This window comes from Aquirufa sp. (assembly GCF_964796385.1).
This window is the reverse complement of record NZ_CBAUBA010000009.1, coordinates 20587-37630: the sequence shown is the minus strand read 5'-3', so window position 1 is coordinate 37630 and position 17044 is coordinate 20587. Positions and strand designations below refer to the sequence as shown.

Here is a 17044-nt window from a genome sequence, read left to right as displayed (position 1 = left end):
TTAAGAATGACGAAAATAAATATAACGTAATGGTATCTAAGCTTGGAAATCAACAGTTTTACAGTCACCAATAATTCATGCGTTTTGACGCACTATTTTACTCCCGCCTCAAACTACCATTATTTAATAAAACATTCCTGGGGTCTAATTCAACTTGTAAAGGTAAAGAACCTACTGAAAAACTATAAAACTGTGATTTAGCCGAAAGCTTCATTTTCAAGATAGTTGGGGTACTTTTCCCCAACGTATAATATCCAATTTCAACTGGAGTATTAAACAAAAAATTACCCGATTGAACTTGGTTCAATTGAACTGTCATTTTTTTTGTTTTGGAATTATAGTTCCAAGAAGCATCAATCGTTGGATTAACAGGCTGATATAACCATTGATTAAAAAATAACTTCAAGTCTTTTCCAGATACTTTTTCCATTTCAATTCTAAATTCATTCGTAGTTGTATTAGCATTAAAATACCTGGCATAATAGTTTCGAATTCCTTTTTTGAAGTTAGTTTCTCCAAGTAAATCTCGGAGCATATGAATCACCCAAGCCCCTTTTTGATAGGTTAATCCACTAGTAACTTGCTCAACCTCGGCGGACCTAGGACTCACAATACTGAAATTGGGCATTTTAGCTGCCAAATCATAAATAGTCTGCTTAGCTTTCAGTAAGCCTTTCGTATATTCTTTTTTCCCATATTCATGCTCTATAAATAATAAGGTAAAGAATGTGGCGAAACCTTCGCTTAGCCAGGCGTCATCCCAATTAGCCTCCGTAATTGCATTGCCAAACCACTGATGTGCAATTTCATGAATCACGACGTTTCTAATACGATCATCTCTTTTTCCATTCACTAAATTTTCTCCATAAAAAATCGCTGAGGATGTCTCCATTCCGCCATTGACGCTCGGCGTTTGAATATTTGCTAATTTCTCGTAGGCATAGGGCCCAACATAGTCACTGTAAAATGTTAACGCCTTTTTTGTTGGCTCATCAAAATCATAAAAACCTGCCTCTCTGTTTTTTGGATATACCCACGTTTGTATGGATTTGCCCCTAAAGGTGTCCACATATTTAACAGCAAAATCGGCTACACCTAACACGTATAACCAGGACGAAACGGGTACAGATTGTTTCCAATGCGTTCGTTTTTCATTATTTCCCAAATCAGATTCTTCGAGTAGCAAACCATTGGAGACTACCTTATAATGTGAAGGTGCCTTTACTATAAATTCAGAAGTAGCTTTATCGGAAGGATGATCAATGAGTGGCAACCAATGTCTTCCTCTGTTGGGCCAATTTTCATTAAAAAAACTACGATCACCAAATTTTGTGGCCCCAATTCTTAAACCATCAAATGGAATTCCATGGTATTTAATCGTATAAATAACTGTTTGATTTAGGATAGAAGCTTGAGGTAAATGAATAATGAGTGCGTCATTTTGGTGTGTAAAAGCGACGGCATTGGCATTCATAAAAACGGCGTCAACAACCATTCCTTTCCCATTCTTTTCTACTGATTTAGTGACAAGATCTAAGCGAAAATTCAATACACCTGCTTGCTTAAAATTGATAGTAATTTGTGTTTTGCCAATAATTTCATCGGTGCTATCGCTCAAGCCCAGTTCAAAAGTATAATGTTTAACATCGATACTTTTATTAATTGGGTACGTATCTGCATGGGAGATTAAGGAAAAAAATAAAAAAGTTATCGCCAAAAATCTACTTAATTTATTCATCACAGTATCGTTGTTTTTTTCAAGTAGAACCCTTTCGCATCTACTTGAGGGGGTAATGCACTTTGAATGATGATCCCTTCACTTGAAATATTTGTTCGTGTGGTTTTACCGTTGGCAGTAATTTCAAAAGGCAGGGTCATGAATAAATTATTCACTTTAATTTGAAATTTTTGAAAACCAACTTCCTTGATAGAAATATCTAAAACGTTCGTTGTTTTTAAATAAAAATCAAAAAATGGCTTTAAATCTTTCCCCGAGGCGTTACTAAATAATTTTTCTATGTCCTCGGTTGTAATAAAGTTGTCATACGTGTATTGGGGACTGGTTGCCAGTTTATATAATGTAGGAAAAAATAGCTGGTCCCCTACTACGTATCTCAAACTATGCATAAAAAACGACCCCTTACCGTAAATGTCACCTCCTGAATAAACTTCCTCTTCGGTAATTCCATCGCCGTCAGGTACAATGGCTTTCTTATTTTTTGAATTACGTCTATGGCCAGCAATAATCTCATCGTAGGCTGCTTCTCCTCCGAGTTCAAACATGGCCAGGGCCTCAGCATAGGTACTTATTCCCTCTTGTAACCACATGTGTCCCCAATCTTTATTAGTCACCTTATTTGCAAACCATTCATGCGCATATTCATGAAATAAATTAGCGGAATATTCCTGTCCACCGATCGTTTTATAGATAAATTTATTGTCGAAGGTAATCATTGTCTGATGCTCCATTCCTGAATTAGGCACTTCGGCAATGCCAATTTTCTCTTTAGCCCATGGGTATTCACCAAAATATTTTTCCAGAATTTTTGTATCTCGTTTCCTCGTTTCAATTACTTTTTTGGCATGCATGGTGTCCACTTCTAAGACATAGAATTCGATGGGGACTTTATTCCCAGCAATAGTGGTTAATTCGTCTTTGACTACTTTGTATTTACCAATGTTAAATAAAATACAATAGTTACTAATGGTGTAATTCGTTTTCCAATGGTAGGTAGCCTTATTTTTCTTTTTAACTACGTTCGTCAATAATCCAGGACCGGCGACAACTAAATGGGAGGGCACGGTTATAATCACATCTGCCCCCTCATTTGGTTCATCACTTGGATGATCTTTACATGGAAAATACATTTTTCCGCCTTCGCCTTGAATATTTATAGATACCCAATCAAAACCCGCACTATCTTTTTTCCACGTAAAACCACCGTCCCAAGGAGGTCTTATGGCAACGGGAGGTATCCCATTATACTCCACATATACTTTTTGGTTACCGGATTCAAAACCTTTAGCGGAGGTTATAAATATTTTATCGTCGTGTTGATAATAGGATGCTGTTGCATTGTTAACCTTGATTTTTGTCACAGCATATAAATGGATTAAATCAAGTAAAATAGTATCTGTCTTAGCAGCTAAATTTAGACTAATTTCAGTGGACCCATGAATGGATTGTTTAACCAAATCCACATCTAATTTGATGGTATAATGCCTTATATCCATTAGGGCTTGCAAGGGGTGTAATTTACCTCCACTCGTTAGGTACAAAATGTCTCTACTTGTTATCTTATCATCATTTTGACTTTGTACGTTAACACCAATTACGAGTAAAAAAGCAATCGTTAAAATAGTATGTAGTTTCATAGCACGTCTATTAGTTTGATTTTGAAACATTTGAATCGTTATTAACTTGTTGGGGCACATTCGTGAAAACCATGTGTTAAATTTTCGCTAATGTATTGATTTTCTTAGGATTATTATAGAGCCACATTACTTGAAATCATACTAGACTAAGTTAATTTTTGAAACATTCATTAAAATTAGTTTGGAAGACTAGTTCGATACCCACATTTAAATAAAATAGAATTCGCTTATTCAATATCAGCGCCAAACATTTGGAAACGTAAGCGCACCTATAATTTGTTAAATCAAATAAATACAACATCTATTTTTTGATCCATGTTTATCAATAAAAATTTGAATCTCATTTGTGCGCATAAGAACTATTTAACAATTGGATTAGCACTTTTGCTGACTTTAATGACATGAAAAATTAAATTTTATTAAGATTCTAGTACAAAATAAAATCGCGATTTAGAATTTTGGTACAAATCTAATTTGCGACAAAGTTAACAGTTGACTTATTTTGATTTTGAAGTAAAAACCAACAATTAATGAAACGCAACATACTTACTATTGGTCTAGTTTTCGCCATGTCAACCATTTTTTTCAGCTGTAACGAATTACTCAATGATTCAAATCTTCAGCCCAATCAGAAAATAGCAAATAGTGATTTTTCAAAAGATTCTAACCAATCTAGGTCGATTATACCAGAAGACGAATACATTGTCATTTATAAAGTTGAAACATCCGATGATGAATTAAATATTGATATTGAAGATATAGATAAATCAGAGGGCATTAAACCGGAATTTGTTTACAAGAAAGCAATTAAAGGATTTACTGCAAGTCTAAGCCCATCGGCTTTAGCAAAATTAAAAAAGAACATAAAAGTAGACTATATCGAAAAAAATCAGGTTATGTCAATTAATGCAGTTCAAACACTTACCGTGAATTTATGGGGTATTGACCGAATTGACCAAGCATCTTTGCCATTAACGAATCTCTATTCCTATACAGCCACCGGTGTGGAGGTGGATGCGTACATTATTGATACGGGTATTTTTACGAACCATCAGGAATTTGGAGGCCGAGCAGTTGGCGGATATTCTGCAATATCTAATTCTAGTCCTTGGCTTGATGAACAAGGGCACGGAACCCATGTAGCCGGAACAGTAGGTGGATCCACCTATGGAGTAGCTAAAAATACAAAATTAATCGCTGTAAAGGTATTAGGTGCAGATGGGTCTGGAACAACGGCTGGGGTTATTGCAGGAATAAACTGGGTAATTTCTCAGCGTACTACTCGACCAGCTGTGGCCAATATGTCACTTGGTGGGGGCGCATCAAGAGCATTAGATGATGCGGTAAAAAAAGCAATTAACGCAGGTATTGTGATGTGTGTGGCAGCCGGAAATGATAGAAGAAATGCATCCAATTATTCTCCTGCGCGAGTAAGTTCTGCTATTACGGTTGGCGCCACTGGTGCAACACCACTTACAGGGACGAATTTTGATAGGTATGCCTCGTATTCAAATTTTGGATCAATCGTTGATATTTTTGCCCCAGGGACAAGTATTGTATCGGCCGGGAATACGGGAACAACGGCAGAAAAAACCTTAAGTGGAACCTCCATGGCCACCCCACATGTAACAGGCGTGGCTGTTTTGTATTTATCTAAAAATCCGAGCCATAGCCCAGCTACGGTAGAAACAGCTTTGAAAAGCACATCAACAAAAAATAAAATTGCTGGATTGCCAAAAGGCACAGCGAATAATTTATTGTTTACGAATCATTAAGAAATGACACCTAAATAGCGCCTTTCATAGCGTTAACTTCTTAGTAGTTGAATTGGATTTTTAACAAATCAACAACAATCGTTGGATTATTACGATAAAAAATTAATTTTGAAAGTAGACTGAGTTGTTACCAGCTAAAATAACTGATAATAATTTATCTATTGTTTCTCCATTTTAATCATTAGATGGGTTGCATATTTTTTGTTTCATTGGGAACAACAGACTCGGTACTAAGTGAGTTTGAACCAAAAAAATAAAATAATGTTCAGAAAAAACCTTTTTTGCTTTGTTTTTACCTTATCTACGCTACCTGTTTTGAGTCAGAATTTGGCCCGAAAACCTAACATACTCTTCATCGTTGCTGATGATTGGTCAAAGCATGCTGGAATTTATGGAGATCGGGTAATCCGAACACCTAATATTGACAAATTAGGAAAAGATGGCCTGATTTTTGACCAAGCATTTTGTTCAGCTGCATCGTGCAGTCCTTCCAGAGCAAGTATTTTAACAGGCAAATATCCGCATCAAATGGCTGAAGGAGGAAATTTATGGGGTAGTTTACCCGTACGAATTCCAAATTTTGTAAGCCTGATTCAAGAATCAGGTGGTTTTGTTGGCAGCGAAAGAAAAGGCTGGGGTCCAGGAAATTTTAAAATTGGTGGGTATCTAGAAAATCCAGCAGGTAAAAATTTTAAGGATTTTGATGCATTTTTGGGTGAAAAGCCAAAAGACAAACCTTTCTTTTATTGGTTTGGGTCCATTGACCCACATCGTGAATATGTCAAAGGAACTGGTGAACAAGCAGGACTAGATCCACAACGCGTACAAGTTCCTGGATTCCTCCCCGACACGGATGTGGTTAGAAAAGATATATTGGATTACTATTTTGAAGTGGAAAGATTTGATAGCAATGTGGGCAAATTGATTGCTATGTTAGCGTCAAAAGGCGAGTTAGAAAACACGCTAATTATTATCACAAGCGACAATGGCATGCCGTTCCCTAGGGCAAAAGCAACATGTTATGACTCGGGGACAAATGTGCCTCTTATCATCTATTGGAAAGGAAAAATTAAGCCAGCACGTTCCAGCGAGTTAGTAAGTTTGATTGATTTGGCTCCCACCATATTGGACGTTATGGGGATCAAAAAACCCGCAGATCTTCCTTCCAAAAGTCTAATTAATTTACTAAATGGTCGTTCGTTACCAAGTAGGAGTGCTGTTTTTGTCGAAAGAGAAAGGCATGCGAATGTAAGAAAAGGAGATTTAGGATATCCTATCAGAGGAATCCGAACGAAGGAGTTTTTGTACCTGCGCAATTTTGAACCCAATCGATTCCCAGCTGGAGACCCACAAAAATGGGTGGCCGTAGGTCCTTATGGTGACATCGATGATTCGCCAACTAAACAATTAATTTTATCAGATACGCTAAAATATAGTTTTTTTGTGGATCGAACTTTGAAAAAAAGAGGTTCGGAGGAATTATATGATTTAAAAAATGATCCGAACCAATTGCATAATTTGGCCAGTGAAAAGCAATTTGAAAAACAAAAAAATAAGTTAAAAATAGACTTAGAGGCTTGGATGAAGCGAACAGGTGATCCTCGATTTACCAATCCTACTACAAACCTTTGGGATAGATATCCGTATTATTAGTTGTTGACGGCCAACAAAAGTATATCTGCCATATGCGCAAAAACCAAAAAGCATTTATTGATTAGCGAATACGTTTTAAAATTTCCAAACAGGCTCTTCCATTGTGGTAAGGGCCTTTCCAAGGGCCAATTTTTCCGTTGCGCTTCATAGGCTCTTTTCCCTCGTCTATTCCCCAATACCATTCGCCTGTTGGCGATTTTAGTTCCGATTTAATAAAAGACCAAGAGCCTAGACTCAAATCATAGAATTTTTTATTTCCTGTCAATTGGAAAGCATTGAAGTATCCAACCATCGCTTCTGCTTGTGGCCACCAATGTTTCTCGGTGTTGATATGGCCTTGATTTTTCTCATTCCACATGCCCCCATCTTTAGGGTCAATTCCCTTTTCTGCTTCGATAGCCATATTGATAGCTAAGGTTTTCATTTTTTTAATCCAAGTTGGATTTTTAATTGTCTCCGCAGTTTCAAGTAAAAGCCATGCCGATTCTATATCATGACCAAAAGAAACAGCTTCTGATCTTGGAGTCCAATCATCTGTAAAAAACAAAGTTTGCGTTGTGCCGTTGGCAATTATTTTTTCATGAAAAATGGTAAGCATGGTTTCAATTTCAGCCTTTAATTTTTCATCGGGATACACTTGATATAAATTGGCAAAGGCCTCAATTAAATGCAGATGCGTATTCATGGATTTTTTTTGATCTGCTTTTCCTTGTGTAATCGTGTTATCTGCAATCGGTTTCCAAGTCGCATCGTAGGCTTCATAATATCCTCCATTTTTCTGATCCTTGCATTTATCTTGTAGGACCTGGTGAATGATTTTTGCTTTTTCTAGAGCTTGCGGATTTTTCGAAATTTTAAAATATTCAGCAAAAGCGTAGATCATAAATCCTTCCGCATAAACTTGTTTATGGGTGTCGGAAGGAGTGCCGGTTGATTTTACGGACCAATATGCCCCTTTGTTTTTTACGTCCCAAAAATAGGTATTCAAGTAATTAAATGCGCGATTGGCCAAAATTTTATACGCTGGTTTGCGGTCCATTTGATATGCCGCTGAAAATGTCCAAAGGATTCTACAGTTTAAAATTAATCCTTTGTCGGCCTGCCTATCGGGCACATTATTCACGTCAACGGCCCCATAGAATCCACCATTTTCAACATCCACACTATATTTTTCCCAGTAAGCTAAAATCTCATTCAATTCTAGCTTTATTTCTTTTTTAAAAGTGCTTGTATTTTGTGCATAAATAGCCTGCGCACACATCAGGAAAATGACAATTTTAAAGATTTTCATGGAGCTTGATTTAGGGCGACCTATGTATTTTATTCTTTTTAAATTTAAGGATTGTGATTAAATTTTTAATGATTATTTAAAATATTTACTACTTTCGATTCAATACAAAACTCCTAAGGTAAAAGTCCATTTTAATTTGACTACGGACACTATGAAAACTAACCTGCATATTTATTTTCGAGGACTAATTGGATTATTCTTCATCATTCTGGCTCAATTGCAATTAGAAGCCCGCTTCTCAAGCCACCATAAGGCGGACTCCAGTTCGTTCAAACAATTTAAAGGATCAATTTTGGATAGTAAAACAAAGAATGAACTCATCTATGCAAGTATTTCAGTCTCCGGAACAAGCATTTCTACCATTAGCAATAGTGAGGGAAAATTCTCCATTAAAATTCCAACAGAAAAATTAAATGCTAACCTGACTATTTCATTTTTGGGCTATAATAACAAAGTCGTTCCTATTAAGGAATTAGAACCCGAAAAAAATGTATTGTTTTTGGAACCGAGCAATACCTTACTTGAGGAAGTGGTTGTACAAGTGATGGATGCAAAAAACATATTTTCAGGGGTATTATATAAACGATTACAAAATTATGGAGATGACCCCATTCAAATGACTGGTTTTTATCGTGAAACAATTCGAAAACGGCGTACCTACGTATCTCTTTCTGAATCCATCGTTAATATTCAAAAGCAGCCCTTTACCGTAAGTTCATCAGACCAAATCAATCTTTTTAAGGGTAGGAAAAATACAGATTACACTAAACTAGATACCGTCAATTTTAAATTACAAGGAGGTCCTTTTTCCGCCTTATATATTGATTTAATTAAAAATCCCACGTTATTATTTTCGGAGAAAGCTTTCGAATTATATGATTTTAGTTTAGAGGATATTACCCAAATAAATAATAACCAGGTATTGGTTTTGGCTTTCAAACAAAAGCCAACAATCCAAGACCCATTATATTATGGGAAAATGTATATCGATGCAAAAAGTTTGGCTGTTATAAGCGCAACCTTCCAACTAAATGTAGAGGATAAAATTAAGTCCGGACTTCAATTTACCCGCAAAAAGCCTGTTGGCGCCGACATTTACCCGACCGAAGTCCGCTATCAAATTAACTACCGCCAACAAAATGGCAAATGGATTTTCGCTTATTCTCGAGGGGATTTGACCTTTAAATTAAATTGGGACAGAAAGATATTCAACACGATCTATAGTACCACGTTTGAAATGGCCGTCACCGATTCGAAAAAATTGGACATCAAGGAGAATCAAAAAACGCAGAAATTGAGCTCCAATGTAATTATGTCAGATAAGGTTTTAAGTTTAGCTGATCCAGATTTTTGGGGTGAATATAATATCATAGAACCTGAAAAATCCATTGAATCAGCCATCCGAAAAATTCAACGAAAATCGGGGAATGACCGTTCAAACGACTAGGCGAATTGGTCTTTATTGAGAAAACCATTTTATCAAACGATTTAAGATGGAAAAGTTTCCTGTTTATTAGGAAATACTTGCGTGGATCACAATCCTATGTATACGAACAAAATCAATTGCTTGTTTTCTTGACCATGAAGTTTAAAATACCTTTGTTTAGCTGATTAGTTTTAAAGTTAAACTTAGTGACCGAAACTGGTATTTTTTAGCGAGGAGCGGTGTGTAAAAAGTGGTTGAATAAAAACTGTAAAAAAGTTTGTTATGCCTTGCAAATAGAAAGTTTAGGAACCTTATCAAATTCTAAAGTGAAAAAAACAATTCTTGCGATCAAACCAATTTGATTTTTTACTTTTTTGAAATATTTTAGATTCTATTCAAACAGGTTAATTCGCTAATTTACTCCTCGGCTAAAAAAAATTAGTTTTAAAAGTTACGTTAAAGCGAATAATTTAGGCAAGTCTATATTCCACTAATTTCTAAGAATAGGGTTTGTCCTGGTTTTACTTCAACCGGCAATCCTTTGGAGAGAGATTTACCTAATATTGTTCTAGTTTTATCGCTGTCGGCTGTTTTCAGCTGATAGGATTTTTCTTCCGCTATCACAAACCATTCCTGAAACTGGTTAATTCTTGGATAATCGACGGGAAAACGCATCATTGTTTTGTGCCGAGGAACATCAAATTTTAATTTTCCTTTCCAACCTGATGCTGTTGAAACTGAAATTTTTACCCCATTCGCTGTTCGGACAGCGCCAAAATAAAGATCTTTTTGCCATTCAGAAATAACAATGCCCTGTGTTTTCCAAAGACAATACATGATGGTTGTTCTGGCAAAATTCCCATCTCCATGCCATCCTTCGACCATACCATCGGCTTTTTGAATTGCCCACATCACCTTGATTTCATTATCCATCCATTCCTTTACAGATGGAATTGCTTCGCGGTTGTAGAGATTTAATGTTCCTTCTATAGCATCTGCATATCCATCTGCACTAGTGCCTTCCCAGGGGTAGTTTCTATATTTTTTATTGAGCGAGGATAAAGCTTTGATGACGGCGTTTCTGTAGGCAGGTATAGAATCGATTTTTGCAATGTACCAATACGCATTTAAGGTGTATCCAAAATTGTCGGCAAGTCTTTTTGACAAAATTAGTCCGTTTTGGGGATTAACCTCATCGTAAAAAAGTCCATCCTCATTTCGGCCAATTTCAAGAATACGATCGAGCATGGCATGCACAAGCGGCTTCCATGTTTTTCTTTTTTCCGGTATGGCATAATATGTAGCTATATATACTTCGCATAGGCCTGAAATGATTTCACAGCCATGATCCCTGATGCGTAAGTGGTCCAATGCAGTGGTGGGTAGCTCTTTTTCATTCAGGTAGTTGTCTGCAATTTCAACGGCCCAATCCAAGTATTTTCTTTTTCCTGTGAACCAATACATACGTGATAAAACCTGCAAAAGGTCACCGTTAACTTCCACGGTTGCGCTGTTGCCATACCAAGAGCCATGAATGTTTTTGGCAACTTTAGTGAGGCGTGGAAGGTCATCTAATATTTCCAGCATGCGTTTGGACCACGCACTTTTCCCCAACCATTCCGTGAGTGGAATTAGGCCGTCCTTCATGTATTCAGCTGCACCAAAAATGATTTGATTGGTGTCAATAACCGAATTTTTAAATCCTTTTTTTGAAAAAGAATATGTATCGGGAAGTTTTCCAATTCTTGAAGTAAGCTGCTGTTCCGTTTTTAACATTTTTAAAGCAGTTCCTTTGAAATAATTAGGCATTAAAATTGAAGAAGTCAACACCATGTATGGATAATTATCTGCTCCAGCATCCCACGCGTTCCAATAATCTTTTGAATCAGTAATATTCCGTGGAATTAGACCAGTAGATGGATCTGCGTATCGCATCCAAGCGTTTACATAATTAATGCAGCGGTTGAATCCTTCATTTACCAAATTACCATTTAATGCAGCCTGATCAAATTCCGGATCAAGTACTTGGGAATTTACTGGGCTATTCAATAAAATAAGGAATATAATTAGCAAGAATTTCATAGCGTCAATTTTTTTGAAACTTTCAAAATCTACAAAAAATATAAACAATTATTAGAATATAGTGGAATCACTTTTAAATGGCATTAGTAGTTTATGCAATTTAAGTGAACTAGTAAGCGAATTTGCCACAAGATTTATCTAATAAATCTATGTAATAATTAATGTGCGAAGTGTCTTACTAACATTATTAATTTAATGTAAATTATTTGGTGTAATTAAAATTTCAATAATTAAAAATTCAAAGAGAAAAAAATACATGTAAACGTTACCGGAGAAGTTTAAGAAAAAAATTTAAATTATTTTTTGATTATTTAAAGAATTATTTATAAAATCAAAGGTTCAAAGGCTTTTAAACCAAAACTTTGTGCAAATAAACCCTATAATAACAACATTCTTAATTATGACGTTTTATGAAAAAAAATCTTATTAATTACAGCCATGTATTCCTAATCGGAATGGTCATTGGCCTAGGTTTAAGTTGGCCACTAGCAGCCTCGATTGCACCTAAAATTGGGCTTATTTCAAACGTTGCTCCACAAAAAATTAGTGGTACGATTGTCGATGAAAACAATTCCGGAATGCCGGGAGTCAGCATTGCAAAAAAAGGAAGTTCCTTGGGGACTAACTCTGATGCCAATGGAAAATTTAGTATCGAAGTAAATGTAGGTGATGTACTTGTATTTTCATTTGTTGGATATAAAACTCAAGAAATGAAAATAGGTTCGCAATCAACACTTAATATCCGGTTAGAGCCTGATTCTAAAGCATTGGATGAAGTTATAGTGGTTGGTTATGGAACGCAACAAAAAGTAAACCTTACGGGCGCCGTGGGTGTAGCCACCTCTGAAAGGCTTCAAAGTCGACCTATTGCCAATACTGGGGAAGGTCTACAAGGGGTAATTCCTAACCTTAATGTAAACGTTAGAAATGGTGACCCCTCCCAGTCGCCATCTTTTAATATCAGGGGATTTCAGTCTATTAATGGTGGCTCACCACTAATTTTAGTTGATAACGTTCCTATGGATATAAACCGAATTAACCCGAATGATATTAAAAGCGTATCTGTACTAAAAGATGCTGCTGCTGCTGCTGTATATGGTGCTAGAGCAGCCTTTGGTGTTATTTTAATTGAGACCAAGTCTGGCTCGTCAGGTAAAGTCCAAGTTAATATAAGTTCCCAGGTTTCATTGGCAAAGCCTATTTTTAATATGGATGTGGTTACCGATCCGTACGAATTTGTTGTCGCTCGAAATAAAGCAAATATACGTACCAATGGTGTACCTGCTTTTGATGCCGATTATTTGGAAAAGACCAAAAGATGGTCGGAGAATCCAACAGAAGCAAATGCATGGGGTGTTTATAATGGTACTTTACGCTTTTATGGGTATAACAATTATCAAGACCAAATTATGACTGATTTTTCTCCAACACAGCAGCACGATATTTCGGTTTCTGGTGGTTCGGATAAAAGCAGTTATTATCTTTCCTTAGGCCATTTAAGTAAAGACGGTTATATTAAACCTGCAAATAATGAAAAATTTAAGCGCTATAATTTAATGATGAAGGCCGATTTTAAAATAAATAAATGGCTAACTCTAAACGAAAAGGTTATATTCAATCAACAAAATAGTGATAAACCTCACTTTTATAACTGGGACGTTAATATAAATACATTGGCGCGTGTTAATCCTATTCAGCCCATTCAATTCCCTGATTTGCCTTTTTATCAAGTGCAAGGAGACAGAGATCAATATGCAGCGTTAGCCGGTAAGTATTTTGAAGGCACTAACTGGTTTCCTTATCTAATGGACGGCGGCCGTGAGACTTTCACAAATAATGACCTTTGGCTGACGCAAGGTTTGACCCTAACGCCATTAAACGGTTTAAAAATCATTGGTTCTTATTCGCACAATGCTTTTTTACGTGAATACAAAGACGTTCAAAGTAAAGTGGATGTAGTTTCCACCGATTTGAGAAATCCAAGGCCAATCAGTAACGGATTCAGTGGAGACGATTGGGTAAGAAATGAAAGTAGAATTAATAGATACAACGTTGTGAATATCTACGGAGATTATACGTTTCCATTTTTACCAAAGAAACACAGTTTAAACCTATTGGCAGGTTTTAACCAAGAATCAGCCAATTTCAGATATACAGGAGCACGTGCTAGAGGATTAATTACTCCATTAATTCCTAATATTGGTGCTACAATAGGCAACCAAGAAACTTTTGGTTCAGAAGAACATTTTTCATTAAGAGGTGTTTTTTATCGCTTAGCTTATAATTTTGATGAGCGTTATTTGTTAGAATTTAACGGACGTTATGACGGTTCGTCCCGTTTTCCTACGGAATCCAGATTTGGATTTTTTCCTTCCGTATCAGCAGGATGGAGAATAAGCGAAGAGTCGTTCATGAAAGATATTTCTTGGCTTTCTAATTTAAAGCTCAGAGCTTCTTATGGTACATTAGGAAATCAAAATTTAAGAGACGGAGGAAGGGAAGAATATTACCCATACATTGCTACTTTTGGAGCAGGACGTGCACCTTACCAATTTGGATCGGGAATGATTCCGTTTGTTGCAGCTCCAGGTTTAGTTAGCCCAGCTCTTACCTGGGAAACTGTTGTTTCACAAAATATAGGATTAGACGTTTCTCTTTGGAATAACAAATTAGATGCATCATTTGATTTATATACGAGGGACACAAAAAATATGTTAATGAATGTGGCTTACCCAGATTTATTAGGAACAAATGCTCCCAAAGAAAATGCTGCCGATTTACGTACTAAGGGTTGGGAAGCTAGTATAACTTGGAAAGACAGCAAAGGAAAAGACTTTAGCTATGATGTGACGCTCGCTCTATCCGATGCTACTGCCACTATCACTAAGTTTATGAATCCAACAGGTGCAATTAATAACACCTATAGAGTAGGCCAGAAACTAGGTGAAATTTGGGGCTTTGAAACTGTAGGAATTTTTCAAACAGCAGCTGAAGTAAGCTCAGCAGCTAATCAATCAAGATTAGGAAACAACTGGAGAGCAGGCGATATTCAGTATGCCGATTTGAACGGAGACAAAATAATTAGTTATGGAGCTAACACAATTACAGATCCAGGGGATCGTAAAATTATTGGTAATTCCACACCGAGGTACACGTTTGGAATAAACAGCAGTATTAGATGGAAAAATTTTAATGCAAACATTTTTTTCCAAGGAATTGGAAGTCAAGATTTTTGGCCATCTGACGGAAACTGGACATGGTTTTTCCCTTTCAACGCAGGTCATGTGGAACGTTATTATATCACTGATACTTGGACGGAGGAGAATCGAAATGCATACTTTCCTGCAGCACACGTTTCTACAAATGATGGAAAAAATAAAATCCAACAGTCCCGTTTCTTACAAAATGCAGGATATATGAGATTGAAAAACTTGAGATTTGGATATGATTTGCCCAATACAGTTGCGAAGAAAATTGGTATGAATAATGTTCAGGTATTTGTAGTAGGAGCTAACCTTTGGGAGTATACTAAACTTAGAAAACCACTTGATCCCGAATCTATTCAAAGTGGAGCAATTGAATACCCCATGCAGCGGTTATTTACATTCGGAGTTAACATATCCCTCTAACATTTAAAATGTAATATCAATGAAAAATAAACTAATTATATTTATTGCTCTACTTTTTGTGGGCACAAGTTGTAACGATGAATTTTTGGAGCGAATTCCTTTAGATTCTATCACGTCTGATACTTTTTGGAATACGGAAAGTGATCTGTCTGTTTATAACAACAGTTTTTATAATTTAGCTCGAAATGACAATAATGTACCTATTATGTTAGGACATGACGAGGGATTTAATAGTAATTTTTTAAGCATATGGTATTTAGATGAGATGAGTGATAATGCAACTTCAGTTCATCCCCGCCATAATTTCTATGCTCAAATACGGGCAGGAAGGCATATAGCCACTGTGAATCCTGATAACTATGGGTATAGAGGTTGGAATTTTGTAAGAGCATTAAATATTGGCTTGGCCAATTACAGCAAAGCAAAAGTTTCAGATGCTATACGTAACAGATATATCGGTGAAGCTCGTCTTTTTAGAGGATGGTTTTATGCCGATAAAGTAAATAAGTACGGTGATGTACCATATGTTGAGAAAGAGCTTGACACCGAATCTGAAGAGCTATTTGCGGCAAGAATGCCTCGTGTACAAGCGATGGATAAAATTTTTGACGACCTAGCATTTGCAGCTAAGAATTTACCTGATAACTGGGGAGATGGAGGAGCGCCTGGTCGGTTAAACCGTTGGTGCGCATTGTTAGTTCAAGCCAGAGTTTGTCTATTTGAAGGAACTTGGCGGAAATATCATGGTATAGCCGGTGGAGAGAAATTTTTACAGACCGCAGCAAGTGCATCAAAAGAATTAATCGAAAAAGGACCTTACCGTCTATTTAATACAGGAAATCCATCCACGGATTACAATTCTTATATGCGGGCATTAAATTTATCTGGTAATCCTGAAGTAATGTACTGGAGAAAATATACACTTGGTGTCATTACCAACCACGTACAATCTTACTTTGAATACCACGGTGGAGCTACTAGAGATTTTGTGGAGGATTATTTATGTACAGATGGACTTCCAATTACACTTTCTCCGCTATATAAAGGAGACGATAAGATAGAAGATTCCTTTGAAAACAGAGACCCCCGCATGCGTCAGACTGTCCTTCATCCAAATGATGTGGCTTTCTATAAATTTCATTTAAATGATGGGCGAGCATATCCTAGACTAAATGGAATGGCTGGTGGTAGAGTATCAAATACTGGATATCATGTTATAAAAAATTATAATGCTGACGATATGATTGGTAAAGCATTTAATACAGCCGAGTCTCCAGCTATTACCCTAAGATTTGCCGAAGCTCTTTTAATCTATGCAGAGGCTCAAGCCGAGTTAGGTAAAATTACGCAAGGCGATTTAGATTTAACAATTAATAAATTAAGAGATCGGGTAAAAATGCCGCATTTGAAGTTGGATAAAGTTCCTGTAGATCCAAGATATACGATAGATGGAATTTCACCAATTTTAGCTGAAATTAGAAGAGAAAGGAGAATTGAGTTATTTAACGAGGGTTTTCGTTATGATGACTTGAGGCGCTGGAAACAAGGTGCCAAATTAAGAAATAAGGCTTTAGGATTGGCGATAAATGCCTCTCAAAAAGCAAGATACACAGGCTCGGTAGTTAGATTATTTAAAGATCCCGTTAATGGCAAGGATTATTTAGAACCTTATGCAGGATCAGATTTTGCCGTTCCAGTATTTGATGAAGCTAAGCACTACCTGTGGCCGATTCCGCTCAATACTTTAGCTCAAAATCCAGCTATTAAGCAAAATCCTGGTTGGTAATAATTATCTTATTATAAATTAATTTAA

Annotated in this window: 9 protein-coding genes; 5 read left to right on the top strand and 4 right to left on the bottom strand. The window is 36.4% G+C overall.

Annotation, left to right across the window (positions count from 1 at the left end):
- Window positions 1-97: 97 nt before the first annotated feature.
- Together AC1W6K_RS04645 and AC1W6K_RS04640 are read right to left on the bottom strand one after the other, a co-directional pair.
- Window positions 98-1738: a M1 family metallopeptidase gene (locus tag AC1W6K_RS04645; RefSeq protein WP_481946616.1), complete on the bottom strand. Its 1641-nt coding sequence runs from the start codon at window positions 1736-1738 to the stop codon at window positions 98-100.
- On the bottom strand, window positions 1738-3375 hold the full coding sequence (locus tag AC1W6K_RS04640; RefSeq protein WP_481946615.1) for a M1 family metallopeptidase: 1638 nt from the start codon (window positions 3373-3375) through the stop codon (window positions 1738-1740). Before AC1W6K_RS04640 ends, AC1W6K_RS04645 begins: the two co-directional genes overlap by 1 nt.
- A gap of 530 nt (window positions 3376-3905) precedes the next feature.
- Between AC1W6K_RS04640 and AC1W6K_RS04635 the strand changes: the two genes are divergently transcribed.
- Together AC1W6K_RS04635 and AC1W6K_RS04630 are read left to right on the top strand one after the other, a co-directional pair.
- Window positions 3906-5150, top strand: a complete 1245-nt coding sequence (locus AC1W6K_RS04635; RefSeq protein ID WP_481946614.1) for a S8 family peptidase — start codon at window positions 3906-3908, stop codon at window positions 5148-5150.
- Window positions 5151-5411: 261 nt separating this feature from the next.
- A complete protein-coding gene (locus AC1W6K_RS04630) occupies window positions 5412-6803 on the top strand; it encodes a sulfatase family protein (RefSeq protein WP_481946613.1) in 1392 nt (463 codons plus the stop codon).
- A 61-nt stretch (window positions 6804-6864) separates the two neighbouring features.
- Here the strand turns inward: AC1W6K_RS04630 and AC1W6K_RS04625 are convergent, their stop codons facing one another.
- Window positions 6865-8094: an AGE family epimerase/isomerase gene (locus tag AC1W6K_RS04625; protein ID WP_481946612.1), complete on the bottom strand. Its 1230-nt coding sequence runs from the start codon at window positions 8092-8094 to the stop codon at window positions 6865-6867.
- Window positions 8095-8245: 151 nt separating this feature from the next.
- Between AC1W6K_RS04625 and AC1W6K_RS04620 the strand changes: the two genes are divergently transcribed.
- Window positions 8246-9541, top strand: a complete 1296-nt coding sequence (locus AC1W6K_RS04620; RefSeq protein ID WP_481946611.1) for a carboxypeptidase-like regulatory domain-containing protein — start codon at window positions 8246-8248, stop codon at window positions 9539-9541.
- 459 nt (window positions 9542-10000) lie between these two features.
- Here AC1W6K_RS04620 and AC1W6K_RS04615 read toward each other — a convergent pair whose 3' ends face one another.
- Window positions 10001-11602, bottom strand: coding sequence for a hypothetical protein (locus tag AC1W6K_RS04615; protein WP_481719423.1), 1602 nt, complete (start codon window positions 11600-11602; stop codon window positions 10001-10003).
- Window positions 11603-12012: 410 nt separating this feature from the next.
- On the opposite strand from AC1W6K_RS04615, the gene AC1W6K_RS04610 reads away from it, so the two are divergent.
- Together AC1W6K_RS04610 and AC1W6K_RS04605 are read left to right on the top strand one after the other, a co-directional pair.
- Window positions 12013-15231, top strand: a complete 3219-nt coding sequence (locus AC1W6K_RS04610; RefSeq protein WP_481946610.1) for a SusC/RagA family TonB-linked outer membrane protein — start codon at window positions 12013-12015, stop codon at window positions 15229-15231.
- Window positions 15232-15250: 19 nt separating this feature from the next.
- Window positions 15251-17017 carry a RagB/SusD family nutrient uptake outer membrane protein gene (locus AC1W6K_RS04605; RefSeq protein WP_481946609.1) on the top strand — a complete coding sequence of 589 codons (1767 nt, stop codon included), beginning with the start codon at window positions 15251-15253 and terminating at the stop codon, window positions 17015-17017.
- Window positions 17018-17044 lie beyond the last annotated feature (27 nt).